Source organism: Mycolicibacterium celeriflavum, assembly GCF_010731795.1.
GTDB lineage: Bacteria > Actinomycetota > Actinomycetes > Mycobacteriales > Mycobacteriaceae > Mycobacterium > Mycobacterium celeriflavum.
The window spans coordinates 2,908,580-2,932,291 of sequence record NZ_AP022591.1 but is presented as its reverse complement, the minus strand read 5'-3'; the positions used below and the strand labels follow the sequence as shown (position 1 = coordinate 2,932,291).

Here is a 23,712-nt window from a genome sequence, read left to right as displayed (position 1 = left end):
GTCATACGATCCCGGCTTGCACAGTCGACTCATCCGCGAGCCGGTGTGCTTCGTCCAATCTGCCTCGCGCATCAAGGCTTTCGCAGAGCTCGAGATATCGGGCCGCCAGTTCCGCATAGGCAGCCGAGCGATCTTCGGCGCGGGCCAGCAACGCGCGACACTTCAGCCACCACAAGTCGAGAGCGGGTATGCCGGGACGCTCATCCTGCCATTGCTGGACGATTCGATGTGCCTCTGCGAGGTCGTCGACGGTTCCGCGCTCGGTCAGGAGCTCGACCAGGGCTTCATTCGCGACCACACCGAAGACCGGCGAGCAGCCGCTGCTTTGTGACCGCAGAGCTCGAAGTTCGCCGATCGCCTCGTCTTTCGCTCCGCGACGGGCGGCGTCGCGTGCGAGATCGCATATAACCGTGGTCAAGCCGACCACTCCAACTCGATATTTCATGGTGTTGGTCCGCGCGCGTCGGAGCACATCTACCGCTTCCTCACGATTCTCCTCGCCCGCCCGCAGCAACACCGTGCCGTAGGCCCACTGCGCGATGATGATGCCGCAAGCATCGCCGAATGCCTCGGCGCGGCTGAGTACATCCCGGGTGCTGTCCACCAGATCGGCTGCCTCGCGCAAGCCCAAGGCCACCAGCAGCGCCCAGTAGACCTGCACCGCAGAATAGTTGACAGCGGGAAGCGAGCGCGCTTGCCGAGCTCCTTCCTCAAGATGCCGTCGACCGACCTCGGGGTTACCCAGACATACCTCGATGACCCCGCGAAGTATCACGGCTGGAGCCACTTCGACCGGCGGCACATCCGGTATCACGTCAGTGATTGCGTTGACCGCCCGCAGCGCCGCTTCGAAGTCACAATTTGCGAAATGGGCATAGCCCAGCGAGTTCAGGATGATCGCGCGCGTCTCTGCATCGATGTCGAGACTTGCTGCCAGCGCGTCCAGGTGCGGCAGCATCGCTGCGGCGTCGCGGATACGGAAACCGTTGACCGTCAATGAAAAGATGCGTCCGGCCGTACCCAGAGCGAGCGATTTGTGGTCGCCAGCCGCTATCGCCAGCTCACGGAACTCTTCGAATAGCTCATCAGTGTCTGACGCGTCGCCGACGTACAGCAGTGTCGACATCAACATCGTCCTGGGTGCGACGCGCATGGCGATGACGTCGAGATGGTCGTCGGGCAACTGATCGGCAACACGCCGCGCGCTGTCCCATTCCGCGCGCGCGGCGCGCACATCCCGCGGCCGAAGCCACTCCGCTGCCCGCATGTGCCACCGGTAGGCATCGGAAAGCTCGCCCGCTGCCTCCAGGTGGGTCGCGATCAATGCCGCGTTCTCCTCGGTGGCACTGGGGTCGCGTGCTTCGATGGCGGTTGCCAGGCGACGGTGTGCTCGGGACCGGGTGCCGCTCAGCTGCGAGTCGTAGGCGACCGTGCGGACCAGCGGGTGGTGGAAGCAATAGCGTTGGCGCGGTACGAATTCCGTCTGGTCGATCAGCTCGGCAGACACCAGTTCGGCCAAATCCGGTGTCAGGGCACCGGGCCGCAGCACGCGAAGGGTATCGACGTCGAACCGGGTACCGATCACGGCGGCCGAATTCAGAATCGCCTTTGCGTCGGCGGACAAGCGGTCGATACGAGCCGCGAGCACGGCCTGAACCGTTGCAGGAACCGTTATTTCGCCGATATTCGCGACCAGCCGATAGCTGCCGCGGCTTCCGGACAGCACGCTGCGACCGGCGAGATCGCGAACGATTTCCTCGATGAAGAACGGATATCCGGCCGCCGCTTCGGCGATTCGATCGGCGACGCCAACCAGCGACGGATCGGTGCCCAGAAGCTGGCCCAGCAACTCCAGCGCTTTCGGATTCGTCAGCGGTTCGAGTGTCAGCGTGTGCTGCGATTGCCGGTGTAACGCTCCATGGAACTCGGGTCGGTAAGTCGTCACGAAGATCGACGTGGTCTGCGCGAGCGTGGCGGCGAAATCAGCGAGGACCGCGTCGCTGGGTTCGTCGATCCAATGTGCGTCGTCGAGTACGAACACGAATCTGGTCGGATGCGCCCGCACGGCCCGGCCCATCATCTCCACGAGCCGCCGTCGTCGACCGTCGACGCCGACGTTCACCGCGGGAGCGCTGGGGTCCGCGATACCCATGGCGTCGAACAGGATCTGCGCATCGGTCGAGTAGGGCTCCAGCCCGGCACAGGCGGCCAGCGTCTGCTGGCGGGCGTCGTCGTCGCTTTGCGCCTGGACGTCGAACATGGCGCGCAGCAACCGTGTCACTGCACGGAACGCGAGCTGTGTGGTGTGTGCTTCGCAGCGGGCGACCACCACTCGGGCGCCGTCGTCGGCCGCTATCGCGCTGAATTCCCGGATGAGCCGGCTCTTTCCCAAGCCTGGCGCGCCGACGATCCCGACCAGCGACCCTCGTCGCGCCGCGAGGAGGGTCCGCAATCGATCCATCTCGGCGTCGCGGCCGAGCATCATTGCCTCGTTGCGTCCCAATACAATTCGGTCGGATTCGACGGCGAGGAGTTCACGGGCCTGTACACGTGTGTCGCTACCCTTGACCGCGAACTTACGAATAGGGCCGAGTCGCGCTGCGTCTTCGACGAGCCGAGCGGTCGACATCGAGCACAAGGCTACCCCCGACGCAGCGGCCGCCTCCATTCGTTGGGCCATCCCGACGGGATGACCGATCGCCGTGTAACTGCCGGGGCCCGAGCCGATTTCACCGGCGATGACTTCACCGGAGTTCAGGCCGACACGCAAGTACAGTGCGACGCCATCCCGGTTGCGCACTTCCTCTGCGAGCTCTCGGGCTGCCGACTGGATTTCCAGCGCTGCGATGCAAGCCCGCAGTGCGTGATCTTCGAGAGCCCTTGGAGCGCCGAACAATGCCATCAAGCCGTCGCCGGTGAACTTGTCGACGGTTCCCTGGTAGCGCTGCACCACCGCCCCAGCGCGGTTGAACAGCTCATGCATGATCTCCTGCAGTCGCTCGGCATCCAGCCGCGCCGCGAGTTGCATCGAGCCGACTACGTCGGCGAACAGCACCGTTACGTGCTTGTGTTCACCGTCGGGCTGCTGTGGAGAAACCCGGACTCCGCAGGCGTCGCAGAAGCGCGCTCCGGCGCGGAGATCATGGCCACATGACCCACACCGGTCGGCGATTTCACTGGGCGGACCGGCCATCCCCCTATATCTCCTGCGCCGTCAATTTCCGCGTTGATCATCGCAGATCGGCCAGCGAAGCGGCCGATAACCGACAACCTGGTCGAACGGGACGCCAACCTCTATGCGCCGCGCGCACGGTCGGTGTACACGACTCGCGAGAAACCGTGCATCAAGCGTGCGCTCGACGGCGGCTACGGCCCTGGCGGCGGCGCCGTCACGGTTTCGGTGACGGTTTCGGTGCTGGTCTCCGTGCTGGTGCTGACGCTGGTCGTCGGCGGCACGGTCGTCGTCGTTGTCGTAGTCGTGGTGGTCGGCTCGGTGGTCGTCGTGATCGGCGGCGCAGTGGTGGTGGGAGTGACGGTCTCCGTGACGGTTTCCGGTGTCGCGGAGGTGGTGGCCGTCGCCGTGCGTGACGTCGTGGTCAGCGGAGTCAACGAGGTCGGTTCGGTGGTGTTGTCGTCGCTGATCAGATTGGCGAGCCCCCACACGATCAGGGCGACGATCAATGCGCCGAGCGCGCCGAAGGCGACCAGGGCCGCGGGCTTGCGGTACCAGGGAACCGGACCCTGGGGCGGTTGGCCGTAGCCACCGTCGTCGCCGTAGTCGATGTAGGCGGTGGGGTCGTTGTCGGGGTAGTTCGGGTCGTCGGGAGGTCCGTTTCGCGCCACGGGCCGATAGTAGGCGTTCAGGGGTACGGATCGAAGGTCCGCGTCACACTTAGCGGAGTTGCGGGATGACTTCGCCGGCGAAGAACTCCAGGTGTTCCAGATCGGACATATCGAGAACCTGCAGGTACACGCGCTGCATCCGGGCCTCGGAGAATGTGCTGAGTTTGTCGGCGATCTCTGCAGGGGTGCCGACCGTCGCGGAGTTGCTGCGCAGCTCGTCGACCTCACGGCCGATCGCCGCCGCTCGTCGGGCGATCTCGGCGTCGTCGCGGCCCGCACACAGCACGAACGCCGCGGAATACGTCATCGAATCGGCGGACCGGCCGGCCTCCGAGACCGCCGCGGCGACCCGCTCGAACTGGGTCTTGGCCGTTTCCAGCGGCACGAACGGGACGTTGAACTCGGCGGCGAACTTCGCGGCCAACGCCGGCGTCCGCTTGGCGCCCTGCCCGCCGACGATGATCGGCGGGTGCGGCGTCTGTGCGGGCTTGGGCAATCCGGGAGACTCGACGACCGTGTAGTGGTCGCCCGAGTAGTCGAATGTCTGGCCCCGCGGCGTCGTCCACAGGCCGGTGATGATCTCGAGTTGTTCGGTGAGCCGGTCGAAGCGTTCCCGCAGTGACGGGAACGGGATCGCATACGCCTGATGTTCGGCCTCGAACCAGCCGGCACCGATACCGAATTCCACCCGGCCACCGCTCATCTCGTCGACCTGCGCGACCGAGACCGCCAGGGGCCCCGGATACCGGAACGTCGCCGAGGTGACCATCGTGCCGAGCCGGATCGTCGACGTCTCGCGGGCGATGCCTGCCAGCGTGACCCAGGAGTCCGTGGGGCCCGGTTGGCCGTCGCCGCTCATCGCGAGGTAGTGGTCGGATCGAAAGAACGCCGAATAGCCGAGTTTCTCGGCGGCCCGGGCGACCGCGAGTTGGTCGCCGTAGGTGGCGCCTTGTTGAGGTTCGACGAAGACGCGGAAATCCAGCGATGAACTCACGGCCGCCAGCTTAAGCGGCGGGCTGGCGCTACAGCCCGCGGCGGTTGGCCCGGACTGCGGCGACGGTCTGGGCGTCGCCGTCGAAGTCGACCCGAACGGCGTCGCGGCCGGAGATGAACAGCAGCAGTTCCTGCGGTTCACCGGTGAGGGTCACCGCGGAACCCTTTCCGACGGTGGCGAGCACCTTGCCCTGCGGGGTCTTCAGCGTCATCCGCGCGGGCGCCTTGGCGAGCGTCATCCTCGCCATCAGGGGCAGTGAGCGGCTCAGTGCCTTGATGGTGTCGTCATCGAGTGGTCTTGGTTCCCAATCGGATTGGGCGCGGCGGACATCTTCGTGGTGAATGAACATCTCGCCCATGTTGGCCACCGGGTCGAGCAGCTTGAATGGTGAGAACAGCGGTGGGCCTGAGGCGACCTTGGCCAGCAGCTCGTCCCACTCGGTGCTCGACGCGGTCTGCCGTTGCACCTTGTCGGTGTAACCGGCCAGCGCGGGAATCGCGATGCCGGGGGTGGCGTCGAGCCTGCGCTCGCGGACCACCAGGTGGGCGGCGAGGTCGCGGGTCGTCCAGTCGCCGCACAGGGTCGGCGCATCCGGGCCGACGGTGCGCATGGTTTCGACGAGTGCGGCGCGTTCGCGTTGGGCGGCGGTCATGCGTTTCACCTTAAGGACGGGCGGCCCTCACACGCTCCACTTGACCATCTCGCGGTCGGGATGGGCCTCGTGCCACGCCTCGATCGCGGCGTCCCACGCGTCGCCGTCCAGGGAAGTGAGCGCGGCCGGGAAGATCCCGTCCTCCTCTTTGCGGGTGTGCTCCCACAGTTCTTCCATCGCGTCGCGGATCGCGGCCTGATCATCCGGACGGGTCAGATCCACCGTGGCAAGTAAGTCGTTCAGTTCGCGGTGTTCGCGGATCAGCGGATCGATATGCTCGGCGAACAACTCTTCGCGCGCCATCACCTTGAACAGCCCGTTTTCTTCGCCACGCCAGTGTGATTTCAACTCCGACGCCATCTCGGCAAGCAAGCGGCGTGCCGAATCGAGATCGCCGCGGTCGATCGCCCGGACCGCTCCAGCGCCGAGGTTCAGCACGCGGGCATGTTCAGCGATGTAGTCACGGATCAGCGGCATGTCCCGGCAACCGCAGTACTGACACACGGTTTCGACGCTACTCGGGAAGCACCCGGTGCGACCGGCCCCGCCCTTGACAAGGGAAGTTCTTCGGCAGCACTTGGTCAAGTTCGCCTCGTAATGCGTCTACCGACGGACAATGCACCGTATCGACCAGCCTCGAGCGTGCGAAGAGGTGATGTGAAGACTGCGCCGTCCGCATGCCAACGATGCGGCGCGAAGCCGCGCGATCAAGCGCGGTTCTGTGATGCCTGCGGCGCCGCGCTGTCGGGACCAGATCATCTGACCGAGTACAAGCAAGTCACGATTCTGTTCGCCGACGTGGTGCGGTCGATGGACATCGCAGAAGCGCTCGGTGCCGAACGCTTGCGCGAGCTGATGACCGACCTCATCCAGCGGTCCGGTGTGGTGGTGCAGCGGTACGGCGGCACGATGAACCAGTTCACCGGCGATGGGTTCATGGCGCTGTTCGGCGCGCCCCACGCGATGGAGGATCACGCTCTGCGCGCCTGTCTCGCCGCGTTGGACGTGCAGGCACAGGCCCGCGCGCTGGCGGCCGAGGTCTACCCGCGCGACCGTATCGCCCTGCAACTGCGGATCGGCCTGAACTCGGGCGAGGTGGTCGTCGGCGACATCGACTCAGGACCGATGAAATACACCGTGTCGGGTCAGCAGGTCGGCATGGCACAGCGGATGGAGTCCGTCGCCGAACCCGGTGGGGTGATGCTCAGCGAGTCGACTGCCCGGCTTGTTGAGGACCAGACCGCCCTGGGTGAGTCGCGGTCGGTGAACATCAAAGGCGTCGCCGACCCGGTGACCGCGCGTCCGCTGCTGGCCGTCGACACCCAACACCAAAGGGCCGCGAAGAGTGAATCTCGTCTTGTCGGGCGCGACCGCGAAATGGCGGCGGTTCGGGAAGCGCTGCATGCCGCCATGGGTGGGCGCGGGGGTGTCGTCACGGTTGTGGGGCCACCGGGCATCGGCAAGAGCCGATTGATCCGGGAGTCGACGACCATCGCGAAAACCCTGGGCGCGGAAGTCTTTTACACCTACTGCGAATCGCACACCCGCGACGTCTCATTCCATGTCATCGCGCGGACTCTGCGCGCCGCAATGGGCCTCACCGGCCTGTCGTCCGAGCAGGCGCGGGCTCAGCTGCGCAGCAGGCTCGCGGATCACGACGAGCAGGACATCTCGCTGCTCGACGACCTGCTCGGTATCCGAGACCCCGACGCAGCGCTGGTCGAGGTCGGTCCCGACGCCCGCCGCCGCCGCATCGTCGAGATTCTCAACACGGGCGCCGTCGCCCGGCGGACACCCGCGGTGTACGTCGTCGAAGACGTGCACTGGATCGATGCTGTCAGCGAGGGTTTGCTTGCCGAGCTGGCGGCCGCACTGCCCCGAACACGGTCATCGATGTTGGTGACCTACCGTCCGGAGTACCGGGGCGCGCTGGCAGCGGTTGCGAACATGGGAACCATAACGCTTGTTCCACTTGACGATTCGCAAAGCTCAGAGTTGACCGTCGAACTTCTCGGAGGCGATCCGTCGGTCCGCGCCCTGGCCGGCTTGGTCACCGACCGAGCCGCCGGAGTCCCGTTCTTCGCCGAGGAAATCGTCCGAGACTTCGCCGAGCGCGGCGTCCTGCAAGGGGCCGGCGGCGCGTACCGGTGCGTCACAGCGGTCGAGGACATCCACGTGCCCGCCACGCTGCAGGCCGCCATCGGTGCGCGTATAGACCGGCTCGACGAGCCTGCGAAGCGGACCCTGCACGCGGCGGCTGTGATCGGTGCACGGTTCAGCGCGGACCTGCTCGGGAAGCTGACGCCGGCCGCCGCGACGGCGGGACTGATCGATGGCGAACTGATCGTCGCGGTCTCGGCGGGGCCACCTGCTGAGTACGCCTTTCGTCATCCGCTGATCCAGCAGGTCGCTTACCATTCGCAGTTGCGATCTGAGCGGGAGAAGCTGCACCGCCGGCTGGCGACGGTGATCGACCCGATCGACGAGAACGCCGCGCTGATTGCCACACACTGGGAGGCCGCCGGTGACTTCCGCGAAGCGTTTGAGTGGCACATGCGGGCCGGATCGTGGTTCGACAATCGGGATCACCGCGCGGCGCTGACGAGTTGGCAGCGTGCCCGTGCCGTCGCCGACCGCTTGCCAGGCGACGATCCGGCGCGGCTGTCGATGCGGATTGCACCTCGAACGTTGATCTGCGCGACGACATTTCGTGTGGGCGGTGGACCGGCGGACACCGGGTTCGACGAGCTGCAGCGGCTCACGTCGGAAGCCGGCGACAAGACTTCGCTCGCGATCGGCATGGCCGGGCACCTCACGACCCTGGCGTTCATGTCGCATCATCGCGAAGCGTCGCGGATGGCCTCTGAATTGGTCACGTTGGTCGAGGCGATCGGCGATGACGTGATGACAGTGGGGCTGCTTCCGGCGGCGGCTCAGGTGAAATACGAATCGGGCGAAGTGGCTGAATGTCTGAGATTTGCCGAGCGGGTGATCGAGCTGGCCCGTGGTGACGAGAAGATGGGCAACATCATCATCGCGAGCCCGCTCGGATGGGCCCACGCCTTGCGGGGCACCGCGAAGATGTGTCTTGGCCGGACGGGCTGGCTCGCCGACCTCGACCGTGCGCTCGAGATCGCCGTGCGGTTCGACATCGGAACCATGTGCAACGGCGCGCTGTACAAGCACGTGTTGGCGTTTCAATGCGAATCGGTTGTCCCTGACCAGACGGATGTGGACCGAACGGCGGAATGGCTCGAGGCCGCCGACACGTCCGATGACACCACCGCCATCACGCTCGTGAGGCTGATTCGCGGCATCACGCTGATCCACGCCGCGCCGCAGTATCGCGAGGACGGAGTGAATCTGCTGGTCGAGGTATACGACCGCCTGTCGAGGTTGTCGAGCGCGCTGCGGCGCTTCGCCGATATCGAGCTCGCAGCCCACCGGGCCCGCAGCGGTGATCTCGATGGGGCAATCGCGTTGGCGCAGTCCACCGTTGACGAACAGTTCGAAACGGGTGAGATGATTTCGCGCGGCGCAGCGACCACGGTTCTGGTCGAGGCGCTGCTACGACGCGGGCTGGCAGATGACCTCGCCGCCGCCCAGCAGGCGATTGACAGGCTGGCGGCGGTACCGACCGACCCCGGTTATCTCATGCACGAGCTGCCCCTATTGCGTCTGAACGCGATGACTGCGCGAGCTCGCGGCGACGAGCCGGGCCACCGGCGGTTCCTGGCTCGCTTCCGAATGAGAGCCCAAGAAGCGGAATTCGAGGCGAGCGTCACACATCTGGCGTTGAGTTTGAGAGCCCCATCAGGTCGGCTAGGCCCGCGGCGTACGACGCGGGGGTGATCGGCGTGACTCGGCAGGTGTCTCGCGGCGATCGCGCGCTCGACGTGCCGCGGTGGCTTGTAGGAGTTCGGGAAATCCCACCGCATCCTCTGTCAAACCACGCCGTAGCCGAGACGTTTCGCCGCGCTGGCGATGCGGCCGGCTAGATCGGGATGAGCCAGGGGCAGCGATATTCTCGGTCGGGCCGGCATCGCAGATGTGGCCGGTGTAAACAGTGCTAGGCATGGGTCGCCAGCGAATCGGCTGTTGTAGCGCAGGCCGTCGAGGTCGGGGAATGCCTCTGTGATGTGCCGCGCCCACTGCTGAGTCACGGTATGCGGGGCTGTCGAGATGGCGAACGTGCCGCCGGCGCGTGTGGCCCACGCTCCCTGGCTGTCAGCGGCGAGGTCGAGGACCATGAGTGGGCGGGTGAATGACAAGCCGGTTAGGTATGGGCGGCGGCGTTCACGGTCAATGGTCCGGTCCACTTGGTAGGCCTCGCCGAGTGCAGCACACGGGGTTGAGGCTCCGTACCAAACGCCATGCTGCAGATGTTCACCTTTGGGGAGGGGATGAGGGTCGAACCGCAGCACCGGCCCGAAAGTGCGCAATGCGTTCCACGCCAGTATGTGCTCGCCCTCAGTGCGATGGACGCGCCACCAGATCTCGTTGACGTCGATCGCGCGCATCTCGTCATCGTCGATCCCGAGCGAACGCAGTCCGTGCGGTGGCGGAGGGCCCGGCAGCGTGGGGTCGACGGTCAAGTCGCCGCCCATTCGCCGATCTCGATCAGTCCGAGTACGGGCTCGACGGATTCACCGTGCAACAGCCACTCCCGCACCGACTTTGGTTGACCATCGATTCGTAAATCGAGCTGCGGGGTCATGAGAAAGCTAGCTACCGCAGTGGGGTGCAGCTCCCTGGCGAGCAGAGCCGGCAGCACCTCGTCAAGGCCGCGGACCTGCTTGAGCTTGCGTGGCTCGTCGCGGCCGCGGTCGACGATCTCGAACTGAATCGCGGGGTACACCCACGTGCCGCCGTCGCTGATCGCCCATAGCGTGCGGGCGAGGCGGCGCTGTCGCACGCGGGAATCGTTGACGCTCAGTCCTTCTTTGACCTCGGCGGCGGTATAGGCAGTGCTGTAGAGCCTGGCCATGTGGGCGGTCACATCGGCTGCGATCTCTGCGTACGCTTGCGGGTCGTCCGTGAAGCCGACGTCGTCGAGTAGCCGGGCCTCGTCGGCGGTGAGTGTGGCCGCCCACGGCCGATGCGCGGGGAGCGTCTTGAGTGCCGCGATCAGGTCGGAACGGTGCAGGTTGAAGCGGTCTAGCAGGAGTTGGTCGAGCTCATCTGTGGTCATTGTGGGAACCTTCGCGGTTGCTTAACGGTGGCTAACGGCAGTATATCACCGTTAATGGACTATGACCTGCCATCGCGTACAGGCCTGGCCTGGCACGATCCATGCGCCCTCCGCGGCACGCCACGTCCGGGAACAAATCGCCCGACACCCCCGTTGATGCCATCGACAGTTGAGTGAGTCAGGCTCAGGTCTGAGTTGACAGGGTAGGGTGTGTCGGCGCAGTCTTGAGTGCGGTGCACTCAGACCCTTAGCAGGACTATTCAGGGAGGAACAACTATGGCTCGTGCGGTCGGAATCGACCTCGGGACCACCAACTCCGTCGTCGCGGTACTGGAGGGTGGCGATCCCGTTGTCGTCGCCAACTCCGAGGGCTCCCGCACCACGCCGTCCGTCGTCGCGTTCGCGCGCAACGGTGAGGTGCTGGTCGGCCAGCCCGCCAAGAACCAGGCGGTGACCAACGTCGACCGGACCATCCGTTCGGTCAAGCGGCACATGGGCACCGACTGGTCCGTGGAGATCGACGGCAAGAAGTACACCGCGCAGGAGATCAGCGCCCGGACGTTGCAGAAGCTCAAGCGCGACGCCGAAAGCTACCTCGGCGAGGACATCACCGACGCGGTCATCACCGTGCCCGCCTACTTCAACGACGCCCAGCGCCAGGCCACCAAGGAAGCCGGCCAGATCGCCGGCCTCAACGTGCTGCGCATCGTCAACGAGCCCACCGCGGCCGCGCTGGCCTACGGCCTGGACAAGGGCGAGAAGGAACAGACGATCCTGGTCTTCGACCTCGGCGGCGGCACGTTCGACGTCTCGCTGCTCGAGATCGGCGAGGGCGTGGTCGAGGTCCGTGCCACCAGCGGTGACAACCACCTCGGCGGCGACGACTGGGACGACCGGATCGTCGATTGGCTGGTCGACAAGTTCAAGGGCACCTCGGGCATCGACCTGACCAAGGACAAGATGGCCATGCAGCGCCTGCGGGAGGCCGCCGAGAAGGCGAAGATCGAGCTGAGCTCGAGCCAGGGCACCTCGATCAACCTGCCCTACATCACCGTTGACGCGGACAAGAACCCGCTGTTCCTCGACGAGCAGCTGACGCGCGCCGAGTTCCAGCGCATCACCCAGGATCTGCTGGACCGCACCCGCCAGCCGTTCCAGCAGGTGGTCAAGGACGCCGGTATCTCGGTGTCCGACATCGACCATGTGGTGCTGGTCGGCGGCTCGACACGGATGCCGGCGGTCTCCGATCTGGTCAAGGAGATGACCGGTGGCAAGGAGCCGAACAAGGGCGTCAACCCGGACGAGGTTGTCGCGGTCGGCGCTGCGCTGCAGGCCGGTGTGCTCAAGGGTGAGGTGAAAGACGTTCTGCTGCTTGACGTCACGCCGCTGTCCCTCGGCATCGAAACCAAGGGTGGCGTGATGACGAAGCTGATCGAGCGCAACACCACCATTCCGACCAAGCGGTCGGAGACCTTCACCACTGCCGACGACAACCAGCCGTCGGTGCAGATCCAGGTCTATCAGGGTGAGCGCGAGATCGCCGCGCACAACAAGCTGCTCGGCAGCTTCGAGCTGACCGGTATCCCGCCGGCGCCGCGTGGCGTGCCGCAGATCGAGGTCACGTTCGACATCGACGCCAACGGCATCGTGCACGTGACCGCGAAGGACAAGGGCACCGGCAAGGAGAACACGATCCGCATCCAGGAGGGCTCCGGCCTGTCCAAGGAAGAGATCGACCGGATGGTCAAGGATGCCGAGGCGCACGCCGAGGAGGACCGCAAGCGTCGCGAAGAGGCCGACGTTCGCAACCAGGCCGAGTCGCTGGTCTACCAGACGGAGAAGTTCGTCAAGGAACAGCGTGAGGCCGAAGGCGGCTCGAAGGTCCCCGAGGACACGCTGAGCAAGGTGGACGCGGCCATCGCCGACGCCAAGAAGGCGCTCGAAGGCACCGACATCGCCGAGATCAAATCGGCGATGGAGAAGCTGGGTGTCGAGTCGCAGGGCTTGGGCCAGGCCATCTACGAGGCCACCCAGGCCGAGCAGGCGGCAGGCGGCGGGGCGGATGCCGGTGCGCCGGCAGACGACAACGTCGTGGACGCCGAAGTTGTCGATGACGAGTCCGACAAGGGTGGGGAGAACAAGTGACAGGAAACGATCCGCACGAGCCGGTGACCGTCACCGACAAACGGCGCATCGATCCGGTCACCGGTGAAGTGAGAGAAGCAGGTTCCGAGCCGGCCCCCAGTGGGCCGGCGCCGGACCAGCCCTCGCCGCAGAACGCAGGTGCAGAGGCCGACAAGGCCTCCGAATTGCTCGCCGATCTGCAGCGGGTGCAGGCCGATTTCACCAACTACCGTAAGCGGGCGCTGCGCGATCAGCAGTTGGCGGCCGACCGGGCGAAGGCCTCGGTCATTACGCAGCTGCTGCCGATCCTCGATGACCTCGAGCGTGCCCGCAGCCACGGTGACCTGGAGAGCGGTCCGCTCAAGGCGGTGGCCGACAAGCTGGTCAGTGCGCTAGAGGGACAGGGTCTTTCGGCATTCGGCGCCGAAGGCGACGAGTTCGACCCGGAACTGCACGAGGCCGTGCAGCACGAGGGCGACGGCACTCACCCCGTGCTGGGCACCGTGATGCGGCGCGGATACAAGGTGGGCGAACAGGTCGTGCGCCACGCCATGGTCGGCGTGGTCGACACGGTGCCCGACGCGCCCGAAGCGCAGGCCTCGGCCGATAACGGCGGCGACGCGGCGCCAGAACCAGCAGAATCAGACCAGGAGTGACACCGGTAAGGAGGTGACGCGGTATGGCCCAACGTGAGTGGGTCGAAAAAGACTTCTACAAGGAGCTCGGCGTCTCCTCCGACGCCAGCGACCAGGAGATCAAGCGGGCGGCGCGAAAGCTGCTCGCGGAGAATCATCCCGACCGCAACCCGGGCAATTCGTCGGCCGAGGAACGGTACAAGGCCGTGTCCGAGGCCAAGGAGGTGCTCACCGATCCGGCCAAGCGCAAGGAGTACGACGAGACCCGGCGGTTGTTCGCCAACGGCGGATTCGGCCGCGGCCGGTTCGGAGGCGGCGGTGGCTTCGGTGGCTTCGGCGGCTCGGACGGCGGCGTCGAGTTCAACCTGAACGACCTGTTCGACGCGGCCGGTCAGACCGGTGGCGCGAACATCGGCGACCTCTTCGGCGGCCTCTTCGGCCGCGGCGCCCAGCAACCGCGGCCCAGCAGGCCGCGCCGCGGCAACGACCTCGAGACCGAGGCCGAGCTGTCGTTCCTGGAGGCCACCAAGGGCGTGGCGATGCCGTTGCGGCTCACCAGTCCTGCGCCGTGCACGAACTGTCATGGCAGCGGGGCGCGCCCGGGCACCAGCCCGAAAGTCTGCCCGAGCTGTAACGGCTCCGGCGTGATCAACCGCAACCAGGGTGCGTTCGGATTCTCCGAGCCGTGCACCGAATGCCGTGGTAGCGGGTCGATCATCGAGCACCCCTGCCAGGAGTGCAAGGGCACCGGCGTGACCACCCGTACCCGCACCATCAACGTGCGGATCCCGCCCGGCGTCGAGGACGGCCAGCGGATCCGGTTGGCGGGCCAGGGCGAAGCGGGTCTGCGCGGCGCGCCCTCGGGCGACCTGTACGTCACCGTCCACGTGCGCCCGGACCGGGTGTTCGGCCGTGACGGCGACGACCTCACCGTGACGGTTCCCGTCAGCTTCCATGAATTGGCCCTGGGGACAACACTTTCGGTGCCGACGCTGGAGGGCAAGGTCGGTGTGCGAGTGCCCAAGGGCACGTCGGACGGCCGCATTCTGCGCGTGCGCGGACGCGGTGTGCCGAAACGCTCCGGCGGCCACGGCGACCTGTTGGTGACGGTCAAGGTGGCGGTGCCGCCGAACCTCGAAGGGGAGGCGGTCGAGGCGCTGGAGGCCTACGCGAAAGCGGAGCGGGCCAGCGGCTTCGATCCGCGGGCCGGATGGGCGGGTGCGTGATGTGCCGCGCACGCGAGGAGCACTAGATGAAAGAGAAACGGTCCAAGCAGGAGGCCCGCACCTTCCTGATCTCCGTCGCCGCCGAGTTGGCGGGCATGCACGCGCAAACCCTGCGCACCTATGACCGGCTCGGCCTGGTGCGCCCGCAGCGGACCTCGGGTGGCGGCAGGCGTTACTCGCAGCACGATGTCGAGTTGCTCCGCGAGGTGCAGCGGTTGAGCCAGGACGAAGGTGTCAACCTGGCCGGCATCAAGCGCATCATCGAGCTGACCAATCAGGTCGAGGCGTTGCAGGCCCGGGTGCGGGAGCTGAGCGAGGAAGTGGAGGCGCTGCGCGCCCAGCCACGCCCCAAGAGCACGGCGCTGGTCGTCTGGCAGCCGCGAAACAAACGCTAGCGCACGGTGATCGAGAACCGAGCGGTCTCCGGCTTGCCGGGGGCCGCTTTTCGGTATCCGCCCCGCCGCAGCGCGTCGGTCGGGGCGGCCATCGGCTCGATGGCGATCAGGTCATCGTTGGTGGGCGCGAAGAGTTGCGCTGCGGGATAGCCGCTTTCGAACGTCACGTCGATGCGGTGGTCACCGCCGGTGAGCGTGAACACCGCGCCCGCGGGCACCCGGTCGAAGCCGTCGTCGTATGCCGTGATCTTCAACTGCTGCTCGGTCCTGGCCGGCCACGGTGCCTGGGCTCCGGTCGGAATGCCGTTGTCGTCGACCGGCAGGTGGCGCAGCGTCGGGGTGCTCAGCGCCCATTCCTCGCGGGCCACGCCGGGGATTCTCAGGTACGGGTGGTAGCCGAAGCACAGCGGTACGGGTGCCGACGTGGTGGGGGCGACGGTCGTCTCGATGGTGAGTGTCCGGTCGTCGAGAGTCACGTGTTGTGTCAGCAGGTGCGGGAATGGGAACGCCGCGAGCAGTTGTGGGTCGCCCCCGTAGTCGAGCACCGCGGTCAGGCTGTTCTCCGTTTGCGCGCTGACCCGCCAGCCGGGGTAGCCGGCGAGTACGCCGTGGATCGGCGCTCCGTGCTCGTCGGTTCGCACGCCGCCTGTGCCGGGGGTCAGGCTGACTATGGTGCCGTCGACCTCATAGGTGTTGGCGCTCAACCGGTTCGCCCACGGGTACAGGATCGGGATGCCCATGGTCTTGCCGTCGTTGACGTAGGCGGTCAGGCCGCGACGCTGGCTGAGGAACTCGTCGCCGCCGTCGGCCAGCGAGGTGCCCACCATGCCCGCGGACGGCACGAACGATGCGGTCAGCGCGGACGACGGGTCGCGAAGCGTGACGGTTTCGAAGTCGGCCATGACACGAAGCTACCGCCGAGACTGCACTGACGGTTGTCGTGCGCGGCCTCGCGCGTGTTCAGGAATGCAGCGGATCGTGTTGAATTCGTTCGGCCGGTGCCCCTTTGGCGATCAACGCGGCCTTCGTCACCGTCACCATCTCCGGTCCACCGCAGATCAGGATCTGCCGATCACCCCAGCTGCCGTAGCGGGTCACCACGTCGGCCAGCCTGCCGGTCTGCCGCACATGCAGGCCGCGCGGCGGGTGCACATCGGGGTAGTCGCGCGCCCACGGCGGGTCGACGTTGAACTCCGACACCGGGGTGACCGACAGCCACGGGTTCTGCGAAGCGATCTGCCACAGGGTGCGCAGGTCGTAGAGGTCGCACGGAAAGCGGCCGCCGAAGAACAGATGGACTCGCGGGTTGACCCCCCAGCGGGTGAGATCCATGATCAGCGTCCGCAGCGGCGCCAGGCCGGTGCTGCCCGCGACCATCAACACATCGCCGCCGTCGCGGTTGATGTGCAGGCCGCCGTGCGGGTGGGACAGCCGCCACCGGTCGCCGGGCGTGGTCTCGCCGACGATGGCGGTGCTCACCATGCCGCCGGACACCGAGCGGATGTGGAACTCGATGGCGCCGGCAGGGTCGGTCGGGATCGACGGGCTCAGGTAGCGCCACCGGCGCGGCCACTGCGGAACCTGCACCGTGACGTACTGACCCGGGTGGTAGAACAGCGGGCGGTCCAACTGCAACCGGACGACGGAGACGTCGCGGGTGGCGCGGATGTGCTCGATCACCGTGCCGTCGCAGAACGGCGGGCCCTGCTCGGCGTCGGCGGCGCCCCGCATCATCCCGATCATCAGTGCCACGGCGTCACGCGCAGCCTCGGCGAGCGTGTCGTCCCAGCACTCGGCCAGATGACTGCGGAAGCTGCTGTAGAGCGCGTTCTGCATGCTGTCGTAATGATGTTGTGCCACACCGTATTTGCGGTGATCTCGGCCGAGCTGGGCGAGGAACGCCACCGGCTCCTGGGCTCGCTGGGAGGCGAGCTCACCCAGCACCCAGGTGACCGCTTGGGCGAACCGGTTGCGCTGCGCTTCCATGTCCGGCGGAAACAGGTCGCGCACCGAGGTGTCGATGGCGAACCAGTGTGTGTAGAAGCGGCGAACCAGCTCACCGGAGCCGAGCGCGGGATCGACCGCGTCGCGCAGCACGCGCAGCGCGTCACGGTCGTCGAGTCCCACGCGGCCCCAGTGTAAGTGTCAGGCTGAGCTGGTCCTCCGCTGTCGAAGCGCCGCGATCACGATCAGCACGGCCCCGAACGCCGTCCAGCAGGTGAGCACGATGACGGGCATCGTGGCGCCGGCCCCGTCGAAGAACGCGGCGGACCGCAGCAGCGTGGCGTTGGCGCCCTGGGGCAGCAACTGTCCGAACTGTCCCCAACCGCTCGGCAGCAGTTCAGGTGCGGTGTTCAGGCCGGACAGCGGGTTGCCGATGAGCAGCGCGCTCACCGCGCCCAATGCCAGGCCGACCCGGCCGAACAACGACCCAAGGCCCAGCAGGGTCAAGCCGGTGGCCAGGATGCCCAGCGTCAGCGCGCCGGTGACGCCCCAGAAATTCGCGTCGATCGAGCCCAGCACCCAGCGCAGCAGCCCGGCGATCGACACGCCGGCCACGCCCGCGAACACCACCGCGGCGGTGAACCGGGTCCACACCTCCCGCTTGAGCGCGAACAGCAGCGCGATCGCGGGCAGCAGACCGGCCAGCGTGATGGGCAGCGCCGACGCGGCCAACCCCGCTCCGCGCGGATCGTCAGCGGTCGGCGGCGCCAAGTCCTCGACCTGCAACTGCGCCCCGGTCTTCTGGGCGATGCCGTTGCCGATCTGGGTCAGCATCTGGGCGATCATCGGGCTGCCGCCGGTGGCGATCATCAGCGTGGGCCCGTCGGGCCCGAGCGCGATGCCGCCGTAGACGTCGCGGTTGCGGATGGCCTCGCGCAGCGCCTGTGCGCCTGGGTAATAGGTGAACACGAACGCGCCCGGCGCTTGCCGCTCCATCGTCGCGGCGACCTGGCCGCTCGCCGCCTGCGGTCCGGCCGCGCCGATCGGCACGTCGTGCGGTGCGGTGCGTGCCGCGGGCAGTGCGAAAGCGAGCGCGACGATCGCGATCACAACGGTGAGCACGACCACCACGCCGGTCGCACGGATCGCGGCCGGCGGCTCGTGGCCGCCCGATGCCTGGTGGTTGGGCCTCGCAGCCGTTTCGGTAGTCATGGCCAAAACCCTTTTCATTCGTCGTTGAATTACTGGTGCTGGCAGCGTAACTCCACACCGCCACTATTTCAACATCTATTGAAATGATAGCCTGGCTGTATGCCATCACCTGCGAAAACGCGCCGCGGACGCCGCCTGGGGGAACCGGTGTCTCGGGATGCCGTGCTGGCCGCCGCGCGCAAGCGGTTCGGCGCCGAGGGGTACGAGAGGACGACCCTTCGGGCGATCGCCCGCGATGCGCACGTCGATCCATCGATGGTGCTGTACCTGTTCGGCTCCAAGGCCGACCTGTTCCGGGAGGCGCTGAGCCTGATCGTCGACCCGCAGGTGTTGGCGGGGGCCATCGCCGGCGGGCCCGACGACGACCCTGACATCGGCACCCGGCTGATTCGGACGTATCTGCACATCTGGCAGTCGCCGGAATCGGGCCCGACGATGGTCGCGATGCTGCAGTCGGCCACGTCGAACCCCGACGCCCACGAGGCGTTCCGTGGGTTCATGCAGAACTACGTCTTGACCGCGGTGTCCGGGGAGCTAGGTGGCGGGGAGCAGGCCCGGTTGCGCGCGCTGTTGGCCGCGGGCCAACTCGTGGGGACCGCGGTGCTGCGCTTCGTCATGAAGATCGAGCCGTTGGCATCGCTGCCGGACGACGATCTGGTGGGGTTGCTGGCGCCGACGGTCACGAGGTACCTGACCGCCGATGCCGCCGAACTCGGACTGCCGGCTCTATAGCCCGTGAATTCCCTTGTACAGCACGAGAACTCCGACGACGACGAGGATTGCTGCGACCAGCGCCGCGTGCTGTCGCTCCATCCAGTCCTTGAGGTGGATCAGCGGTTCGCGGAGGCGATCGCCCGACACCGTATAGGCCAGAATCGGGAGCGCGACAGTGCAACCGGCGATCGCCACGAACCAGATGACGCCGATCCAGAGGCCGCCCGGATCGTCGATGCCCGCCGTGCCGATGGCCAAACCCGCTGCCGCGCAGATGAACAAGACCTTGGGGTTGACGACCGTGAGGATAACGGCGGTGGCGCCGGCGCGCAGCGGCGTCAGCTTGGCCAGGCCTTGCATCCAGCGTGGCGCGTGCGCCGACGTCTTGCGGGTGAACCAGCGGTAGAGGCCGAACACGATCAGTGCCGCGCCCACCACGATGCGCAACCACGACGCCCATCCCGGCGGCCTGTCCTCCCGGCCGCCCAGCAGCCCGGACACCTGCAGGAAAACGACGGTCAGCACGGTGAGCCCGATCAGCCAGCCCGCGAGGAAGGCCAGGCCGGTCGGGCGTGGCCGCGGCGTGTGCAGCACGAGCACCGCCGGGATGATCGACAGCGGCGACAGCGCGATCACCAGCGCCAGCGGAATCAGTTCGGTGAGCACTATGCGGCTCGCGTCGGGTGGTAGTGGCAGGCCTTCCAGTCGCTGCCCTCGCGGACGAAGTCGATATCGAAGGTCTTGGCGCTGGGCCGGTTTTCGGCCGCGAACCGGACGGTCGCGACGGCCGAGGATGCGGGGTGGCCGGCCACCGTCACCGAGTCGACCGAGATCCGGGTGGGGCCGTCCGCCCTGCGGCTCGCGTACCACTCTGACCGGAAACCGTCGGCGTTGCGCATGGCGGCGCAGACGTGCGCGGCGAACGACGCGAAATCCGAGCGGTTGTACGAGCCGTTCATCCCGTCGAGGACGGCGCGGACCTGGTCGGCATCGCTGGCGGCGTGCGCGGGCGCGGTCAGCACGGGCGAACTGGAGACGCCTACCGCGACGGCCGCGAGCATGGCGGCGAGTCGACGCATGGGACAAGCGTCGCCGATACCGGTGTGAAAGCTGTGACTTGTGAGCGGCGTGTTGCGATCTGCGGAGGCCGGGCGATGTTTGGAGTCGGTGAAATTGGCTAGACTTGAGCGGAACAGACTCAAGATTGACGACGTTGAACCATGCGACAAGCATTTCCGATAGCTCATGAACCCAAGAAAGGCGACGTGTCGTGGACTCGTTCAACCCGACGACCAAGACCCAGGCGGCGTTGACCGCGGCGTTGCAGGCGGCGACCAGCGCAGGCAACCCGCAGATCACGCCGGCCCACCTGTTGATGGCCCTGCTGACTCAAAACGATGGCATTGCCGCGCCGCTTCTGGAGGCCGTCGGCGTCGAACCTGCGACCATCCGCGCCGAGACCCAGCGGCTCCTGGACCGGTTGCCCAGCGCGTCCGGCTCCAACGCGCAGCCGCAGCTGTCGCCTCCGGCCCTGGCCGCGATCACCGCTGCCCAGCACCTGGCGACGGAGTTGGACGACGAGTACGTCTCGACCGAACACCTGATGGTCGGTTTGGCGACCGGTGACTCGGATGTCGCCAAGCTGCTCACCGGCCACGGCGCATCCCCGCAGGCGCTTCGCGAAGCCTTCGTCAAGGTGCGCGGCAGCGCCCGCGTCACCAGCCCGGATCCCGAAGGCACCTATCAGGCGCTGGAGAAGTACTCCACCGATCTGACCGCCCGCGCCAAGGAAGGCAAGCTCGACCCGGTCATCGGACGCGACAATGAGATCCGTCGCGTCGTTCAGGTGCTGTCCCGTCGCACCAAGAACAACCCGGTGCTCATCGGTGAGCCCGGCGTCGGCAAGACCGCGATCGTCGAGGGCCTGGCCCAGCGCATAGTCGCCGGCGACGTGCCCGAGAGCCTGCGCGACAAGACCGTCATCAGCCTGGACCTGGGCTCGATGGTCGCCGGGTCGAAGTACCGCGGCGAATTCGAGGAGCGGCTCAAGGCCGTGCTCGACGACATCAAGAACTCCGCCGGCCAGATCATCACGTTCATCGACGAGCTGCACACCATCGTCGGCGCCGGCGCGACCGGCGAGTCCTCGATGGACGCGGGCAACATGATCAAGCCGATGCTCGCCCGCGGCGAGCTGCGCCTGGTCGGCGCGACCACGCTCGACGAGTACCGCAAGCACATCGAGAAGGACGCCGCGCTGGAGCGCCGCTTCCAGCAGGTGTTCGTCGGCGAGCCGTCGGTCGAGGACACCGTCGGCATCCTGCGCGGACTGAAGGACCGCTACGAGGTACACCACGGCGTGCGGATCACCGACTCGGCGCTGGTGTCGGCGGCCACGCTGTCCGACCGCTACATCACCAGCCGGTTCCTCCCCGACAAGGCCATCGACCTCGTCGACGAGGCCGCATCGCGGTTACGGATGGAGATCGACTCGCGGCCCGTCGAGATCGACGAGGTCGAGCGGCTGGTGCGTCGGCTCGAGATCGAGGAGATGGCGCTCTCCAAGGAAGAGGACGCCGCCTCAAAGGAGCGGCTGGAGAAGCTGCGCGCCGAGTTGGCCGACCACAAGGAGAAGTTGGCCGAGCTGACGACCCGCTGGCAGAACGAGAAGGGCGCCATCGACATCGTCCGCGAGCTCAAGGAGCAGCTCGAGGTGTTGCGCGGCGAGGCAGACCGAGCCGAACGCGACGGCAACCTCGAGAAGGCCGCCGAACTGCGCTACGGCCGTATCCCGGAGGTCGAGAAGAAGCTCGACGCGGCGCTGCCACAGGCCGAGGCGCGCGAGGACCTCATGCTCAAGGAGGAGGTCGGGCCCGACGACATCGCCGACGTGGTGTCGGCGTGGACCGGCATTCCGGCGGGCCGGATGCTCGAGGGCGAGACCGCCAAGCTGCTGCGGATGGAAGACGAGCTCGGCAAACGCGTCGTCGGCCAGCGCAAGGCCGTGCAGGCTGTTTCTGACGCGGTGCGCCGCAGCCGCGCCGGTGTCGCCGACCCGAATCGGCCGACCGGCTCGTTCATGTTCCTCGGCCCTACCGGTGTCGGTAAGACCGAGCTGGCGAAGGCGTTGGCGGAGTTCCTGTTCGACGACGAACGCGCGATGGTCCGCATCGACATGAGCGAGTACGGCGAGAAGCACTCGGTGGCCCGCCTCGTCGGTGCGCCTCCCGGCTACATCGGCTACGACCAGGGCGGTCAGCTGACCGAGGCGGTGCGACGGCGTCCGTACACGGTGATCCTGTTCGACGAGATCGAAAAGGCCCACCCGGACGTGTTCGACGTGCTGCTGCAGGTGCTCGACGAGGGCAGGCTGACCGACGGGCAGGGCCGCACCGTGGACTTCCGCAACACCATCCTGATCCTGACGTCCAACCTCGGTGCCGGCGGCAGCGAGGAACAGGTGATGGCCGCGGTGCGCGGGGCGTTCAAGCCCGAGTTCATCAACCGGCTCGACGACGTGATCGTGTTCGACGGGCTCAACCCCGAGGAGCTGGTCCACATCGTCGACATCCAGCTCGAGCAGCTGGCCAAGCGGTTGGCGCAGCGGCGGCTCACCCTCGAGGTGTCGCTGCCGGCCAAGAAGTGGCTGGCGCAGCGCGGCTTCGACCCGCAGTACGGCGCCCGGCCGCTGCGCCGGCTGATTCAGCAGGCCATCGGTGATCAGCTCGCCAAGATGCTGCTCGCCGGTGAGGTGCACGACGGCGACGTGGTGCCGGTCAACGTCAGCCCCGACGGGGACTCGCTGGTCCTGGGCTGAGCCCCCATCGAGACTGCGGCGGCTGGGGCCACACCGAAGGCAGGGGACAGTTTCACGGGTGAGATGGTCTCGTGATCAGGATGAGTTCGGGATTAAGGACTACCTGCAAGTAGGCTAGGGCGCAATGGTTCCGCTTTGGTTCACGCTGTCCGCACTCTGCTTCGTGGGTGCGGCGGTGTTGCTGTACGTCGACGTCGACCGTCGACGCGGGCTGGGACGCCGGCGCAAGTCCTGGGCGAAGTCGCACGGCTTCGACTACGAAAACGAATCGCACGACATCGTCAACCGCTGGAAGCGCGGCGTGATGTCGACCGTCGGCGACGTCACCGCCAAGAACGTCGTGCTGGGCCAGATCCGCGGCGAGGCGGTGTTCATCTTCGACCTCGAGGACGTGGCGACGGTGATCGCGCTGCACCGTAAGGTCGGCACCAACGTCGTCGTGGACCTGCGGCTCAAGGGCATCAAAGAGCCGCGGGAGAACGACATCTGGCTGCTCGGCGCGATCGGGCCGCGGATGGTCTACTCCACCAACCTCGACGCCGCGCGGCGCGCGTGCGACCGGCGGATGGTGACGTTCGCCCACACCGCCCCGGACTGCGCCGAGATCATGTGGAACGAAGAGCACTGGACGCTGGTGTCCATGCCCGTCACCAGCACGCGGGCGCAGTGGGACGAGGGGTTGCGCACCGTCCGTCAGTTCAACGACCTGCTGAGGGTGCTGCCGCCGACTCCGCAGGCCATGGCGAGCCCGGGCAGCCAGGCCGCACTGGCCCGGCGCAGCGGGTCGCCGAGCCGACCGCTCACCCCCGCCGCCGGCCGCGCCGAACCGGCCCCCGACCGCGCCGAGGCACCTGCGCGTCCCGAAGCCGCTCGTTATCCCCAGCAGCCGCCCGCTCGCCCCAATGCGGCCCGGCGGCAACCGCCGTCGCGCAACGGACGGCAGTCGCCGCACTATCAGCGGTAAG

General features: G+C 67.0%; 20 protein-coding genes. 8 read left to right on the top strand and 12 right to left on the bottom strand.

Translation table 11 applies throughout. The features are described from left to right. Window position 1: 1 nt before the first annotated feature. From G6N18_RS14350 to G6N18_RS14330, 5 genes are all read right to left on the bottom strand, one after another. Window positions 2-3,193, bottom strand: coding sequence for an ATP-binding protein (locus tag G6N18_RS14350; RefSeq protein ID WP_083003563.1), 3,192 nt, complete (start codon window positions 3,191-3,193; stop codon window positions 2-4). A gap of 173 nt (window positions 3,194-3,366) precedes the next feature. Beyond that, a complete protein-coding gene (locus tag G6N18_RS14345) occupies window positions 3,367-3,843 on the bottom strand; it encodes a hypothetical protein (protein ID WP_067220797.1) in 477 nt (158 codons plus the stop codon). Between the two features lie 49 nt (window positions 3,844-3,892). Further along, entirely contained in the window at window positions 3,893-4,825 is a 933-nt protein-coding gene (locus tag G6N18_RS14340) for an LLM class F420-dependent oxidoreductase (RefSeq protein WP_083003591.1), read from the bottom strand. A 40-nt stretch (window positions 4,826-4,865) separates the two neighbouring features. Further along, window positions 4,866-5,489 (bottom strand): TIGR03085 family metal-binding protein, encoded by a 624-nt coding sequence (locus tag G6N18_RS14335; protein WP_083003560.1) that lies wholly within the window; start codon window positions 5,487-5,489, stop codon window positions 4,866-4,868. A gap of 27 nt (window positions 5,490-5,516) precedes the next feature. Beyond that, complete coding sequence (locus G6N18_RS14330; protein ID WP_165757346.1) at window positions 5,517-5,966, bottom strand: hemerythrin domain-containing protein; 450 nt, start codon at window positions 5,964-5,966, stop codon at window positions 5,517-5,519. 180 nt (window positions 5,967-6,146) lie between these two features. Between G6N18_RS14330 and G6N18_RS14325 the strand changes: the two genes are divergently transcribed. After that, complete coding sequence (locus G6N18_RS14325) at window positions 6,147-9,341, top strand: ATP-binding protein (protein WP_234806189.1); 3,195 nt, start codon at window positions 6,147-6,149, stop codon at window positions 9,339-9,341. Window positions 9,342-9,433: 92 nt separating this feature from the next. On the opposite strand, the gene G6N18_RS14320 is transcribed toward G6N18_RS14325, so the two are convergent. Beyond that, window positions 9,434-10,096 (bottom strand): RES family NAD+ phosphorylase, encoded by a 663-nt coding sequence (locus tag G6N18_RS14320; RefSeq protein ID WP_083003550.1) that lies wholly within the window; start codon window positions 10,094-10,096, stop codon window positions 9,434-9,436. Continuing rightward, on the bottom strand, window positions 10,081-10,680 hold the full coding sequence (locus tag G6N18_RS14315) for a hypothetical protein (protein WP_083003547.1): 600 nt from the start codon (window positions 10,678-10,680) through the stop codon (window positions 10,081-10,083). The genes G6N18_RS14320 and G6N18_RS14315 overlap by 16 nt, the downstream gene beginning before the upstream one ends. A gap of 276 nt (window positions 10,681-10,956) precedes the next feature. Between G6N18_RS14315 and dnaK the strand changes: the two genes are divergently transcribed. Genes dnaK through G6N18_RS14295 form a run of 4 tightly spaced genes read left to right on the top strand, consistent with a single transcriptional unit; the run spans window position 10,957 to window position 15,060 of the window. Further along, window positions 10,957-12,825 (top strand): molecular chaperone DnaK, encoded by a 1,869-nt coding sequence (dnaK, locus tag G6N18_RS14310; protein WP_067220781.1) that lies wholly within the window; start codon window positions 10,957-10,959, stop codon window positions 12,823-12,825. After that, on the top strand, window positions 12,822-13,460 hold the full coding sequence (grpE, locus tag G6N18_RS14305; protein ID WP_067220776.1) for a nucleotide exchange factor GrpE: 639 nt from the start codon (window positions 12,822-12,824) through the stop codon (window positions 13,458-13,460). The genes dnaK and grpE overlap by 4 nt, the downstream gene beginning before the upstream one ends. Before the next feature lie 23 nt (window positions 13,461-13,483). After that, the gene (gene dnaJ / locus G6N18_RS14300; protein WP_083003545.1) at window positions 13,484-14,665 is read left to right on the top strand and encodes a molecular chaperone DnaJ; all 1,182 of its coding nucleotides are present in this window, start codon (window positions 13,484-13,486) and stop codon (window positions 14,663-14,665) included. A gap of 26 nt (window positions 14,666-14,691) precedes the next feature. Beyond that, window positions 14,692-15,060 carry a heat shock protein transcriptional repressor HspR gene (locus G6N18_RS14295; protein WP_083003542.1) on the top strand — a complete coding sequence of 123 codons (369 nt, stop codon included), beginning with the start codon at window positions 14,692-14,694 and terminating at the stop codon, window positions 15,058-15,060. On the opposite strand, the gene G6N18_RS14290 is transcribed toward G6N18_RS14295, so the two are convergent. Genes G6N18_RS14290 through G6N18_RS14280 form a run of 3 tightly spaced genes read right to left on the bottom strand, consistent with a single transcriptional unit; the run spans window position 15,057 to window position 18,216 of the window. Next, window positions 15,057-15,962, bottom strand: a complete 906-nt coding sequence (locus G6N18_RS14290) for an aldose 1-epimerase (RefSeq protein WP_083003539.1) — start codon at window positions 15,960-15,962, stop codon at window positions 15,057-15,059. The genes G6N18_RS14295 and G6N18_RS14290 overlap by 4 nt on opposite strands. Window positions 15,963-16,020: 58 nt before the next feature. Next, window positions 16,021-17,187, bottom strand: a complete 1,167-nt coding sequence (locus tag G6N18_RS14285) for an FAD-binding oxidoreductase (RefSeq protein ID WP_083003537.1) — start codon at window positions 17,185-17,187, stop codon at window positions 16,021-16,023. A gap of 18 nt (window positions 17,188-17,205) precedes the next feature. Then, window positions 17,206-18,216 carry a hypothetical protein gene (locus G6N18_RS14280; protein WP_083003535.1) on the bottom strand — a complete coding sequence of 337 codons (1,011 nt, stop codon included), beginning with the start codon at window positions 18,214-18,216 and terminating at the stop codon, window positions 17,206-17,208. Window positions 18,217-18,315: 99 nt separating this feature from the next. On the opposite strand from G6N18_RS14280, the gene G6N18_RS14275 reads away from it, so the two are divergent. Next, the gene (locus G6N18_RS14275) at window positions 18,316-18,948 is read left to right on the top strand and encodes a TetR/AcrR family transcriptional regulator (protein ID WP_179962307.1); all 633 of its coding nucleotides are present in this window, start codon (window positions 18,316-18,318) and stop codon (window positions 18,946-18,948) included. On the opposite strand, the gene G6N18_RS14270 is transcribed toward G6N18_RS14275, so the two are convergent. Beyond that, window positions 18,943-19,596, bottom strand: coding sequence for a GAP family protein (locus G6N18_RS14270; protein WP_109749490.1), 654 nt, complete (start codon window positions 19,594-19,596; stop codon window positions 18,943-18,945). The two genes, G6N18_RS14275 and G6N18_RS14270, sit on opposite strands and share 6 nt — an antisense overlap. Further along, entirely contained in the window at window positions 19,596-20,009 is a 414-nt protein-coding gene (locus tag G6N18_RS14265) for an Rv0361 family membrane protein (protein ID WP_109749489.1), read from the bottom strand. Before G6N18_RS14265 ends, G6N18_RS14270 begins: the two co-directional genes overlap by 1 nt. 191 nt (window positions 20,010-20,200) lie before the next feature. On the opposite strand from G6N18_RS14265, the gene clpB reads away from it, so the two are divergent. Continuing rightward, a complete protein-coding gene (clpB, locus tag G6N18_RS14260; RefSeq protein WP_083003526.1) occupies window positions 20,201-22,747 on the top strand; it encodes an ATP-dependent chaperone ClpB in 2,547 nt (848 codons plus the stop codon). A gap of 124 nt (window positions 22,748-22,871) precedes the next feature. Beyond that, window positions 22,872-23,711 (top strand): trehalose monomycolate transport factor TtfA, encoded by an 840-nt coding sequence (gene ttfA, locus G6N18_RS14255; RefSeq protein WP_083003522.1) that lies wholly within the window; start codon window positions 22,872-22,874, stop codon window positions 23,709-23,711. Window position 23,712: the final 1 nt, after the last annotated feature.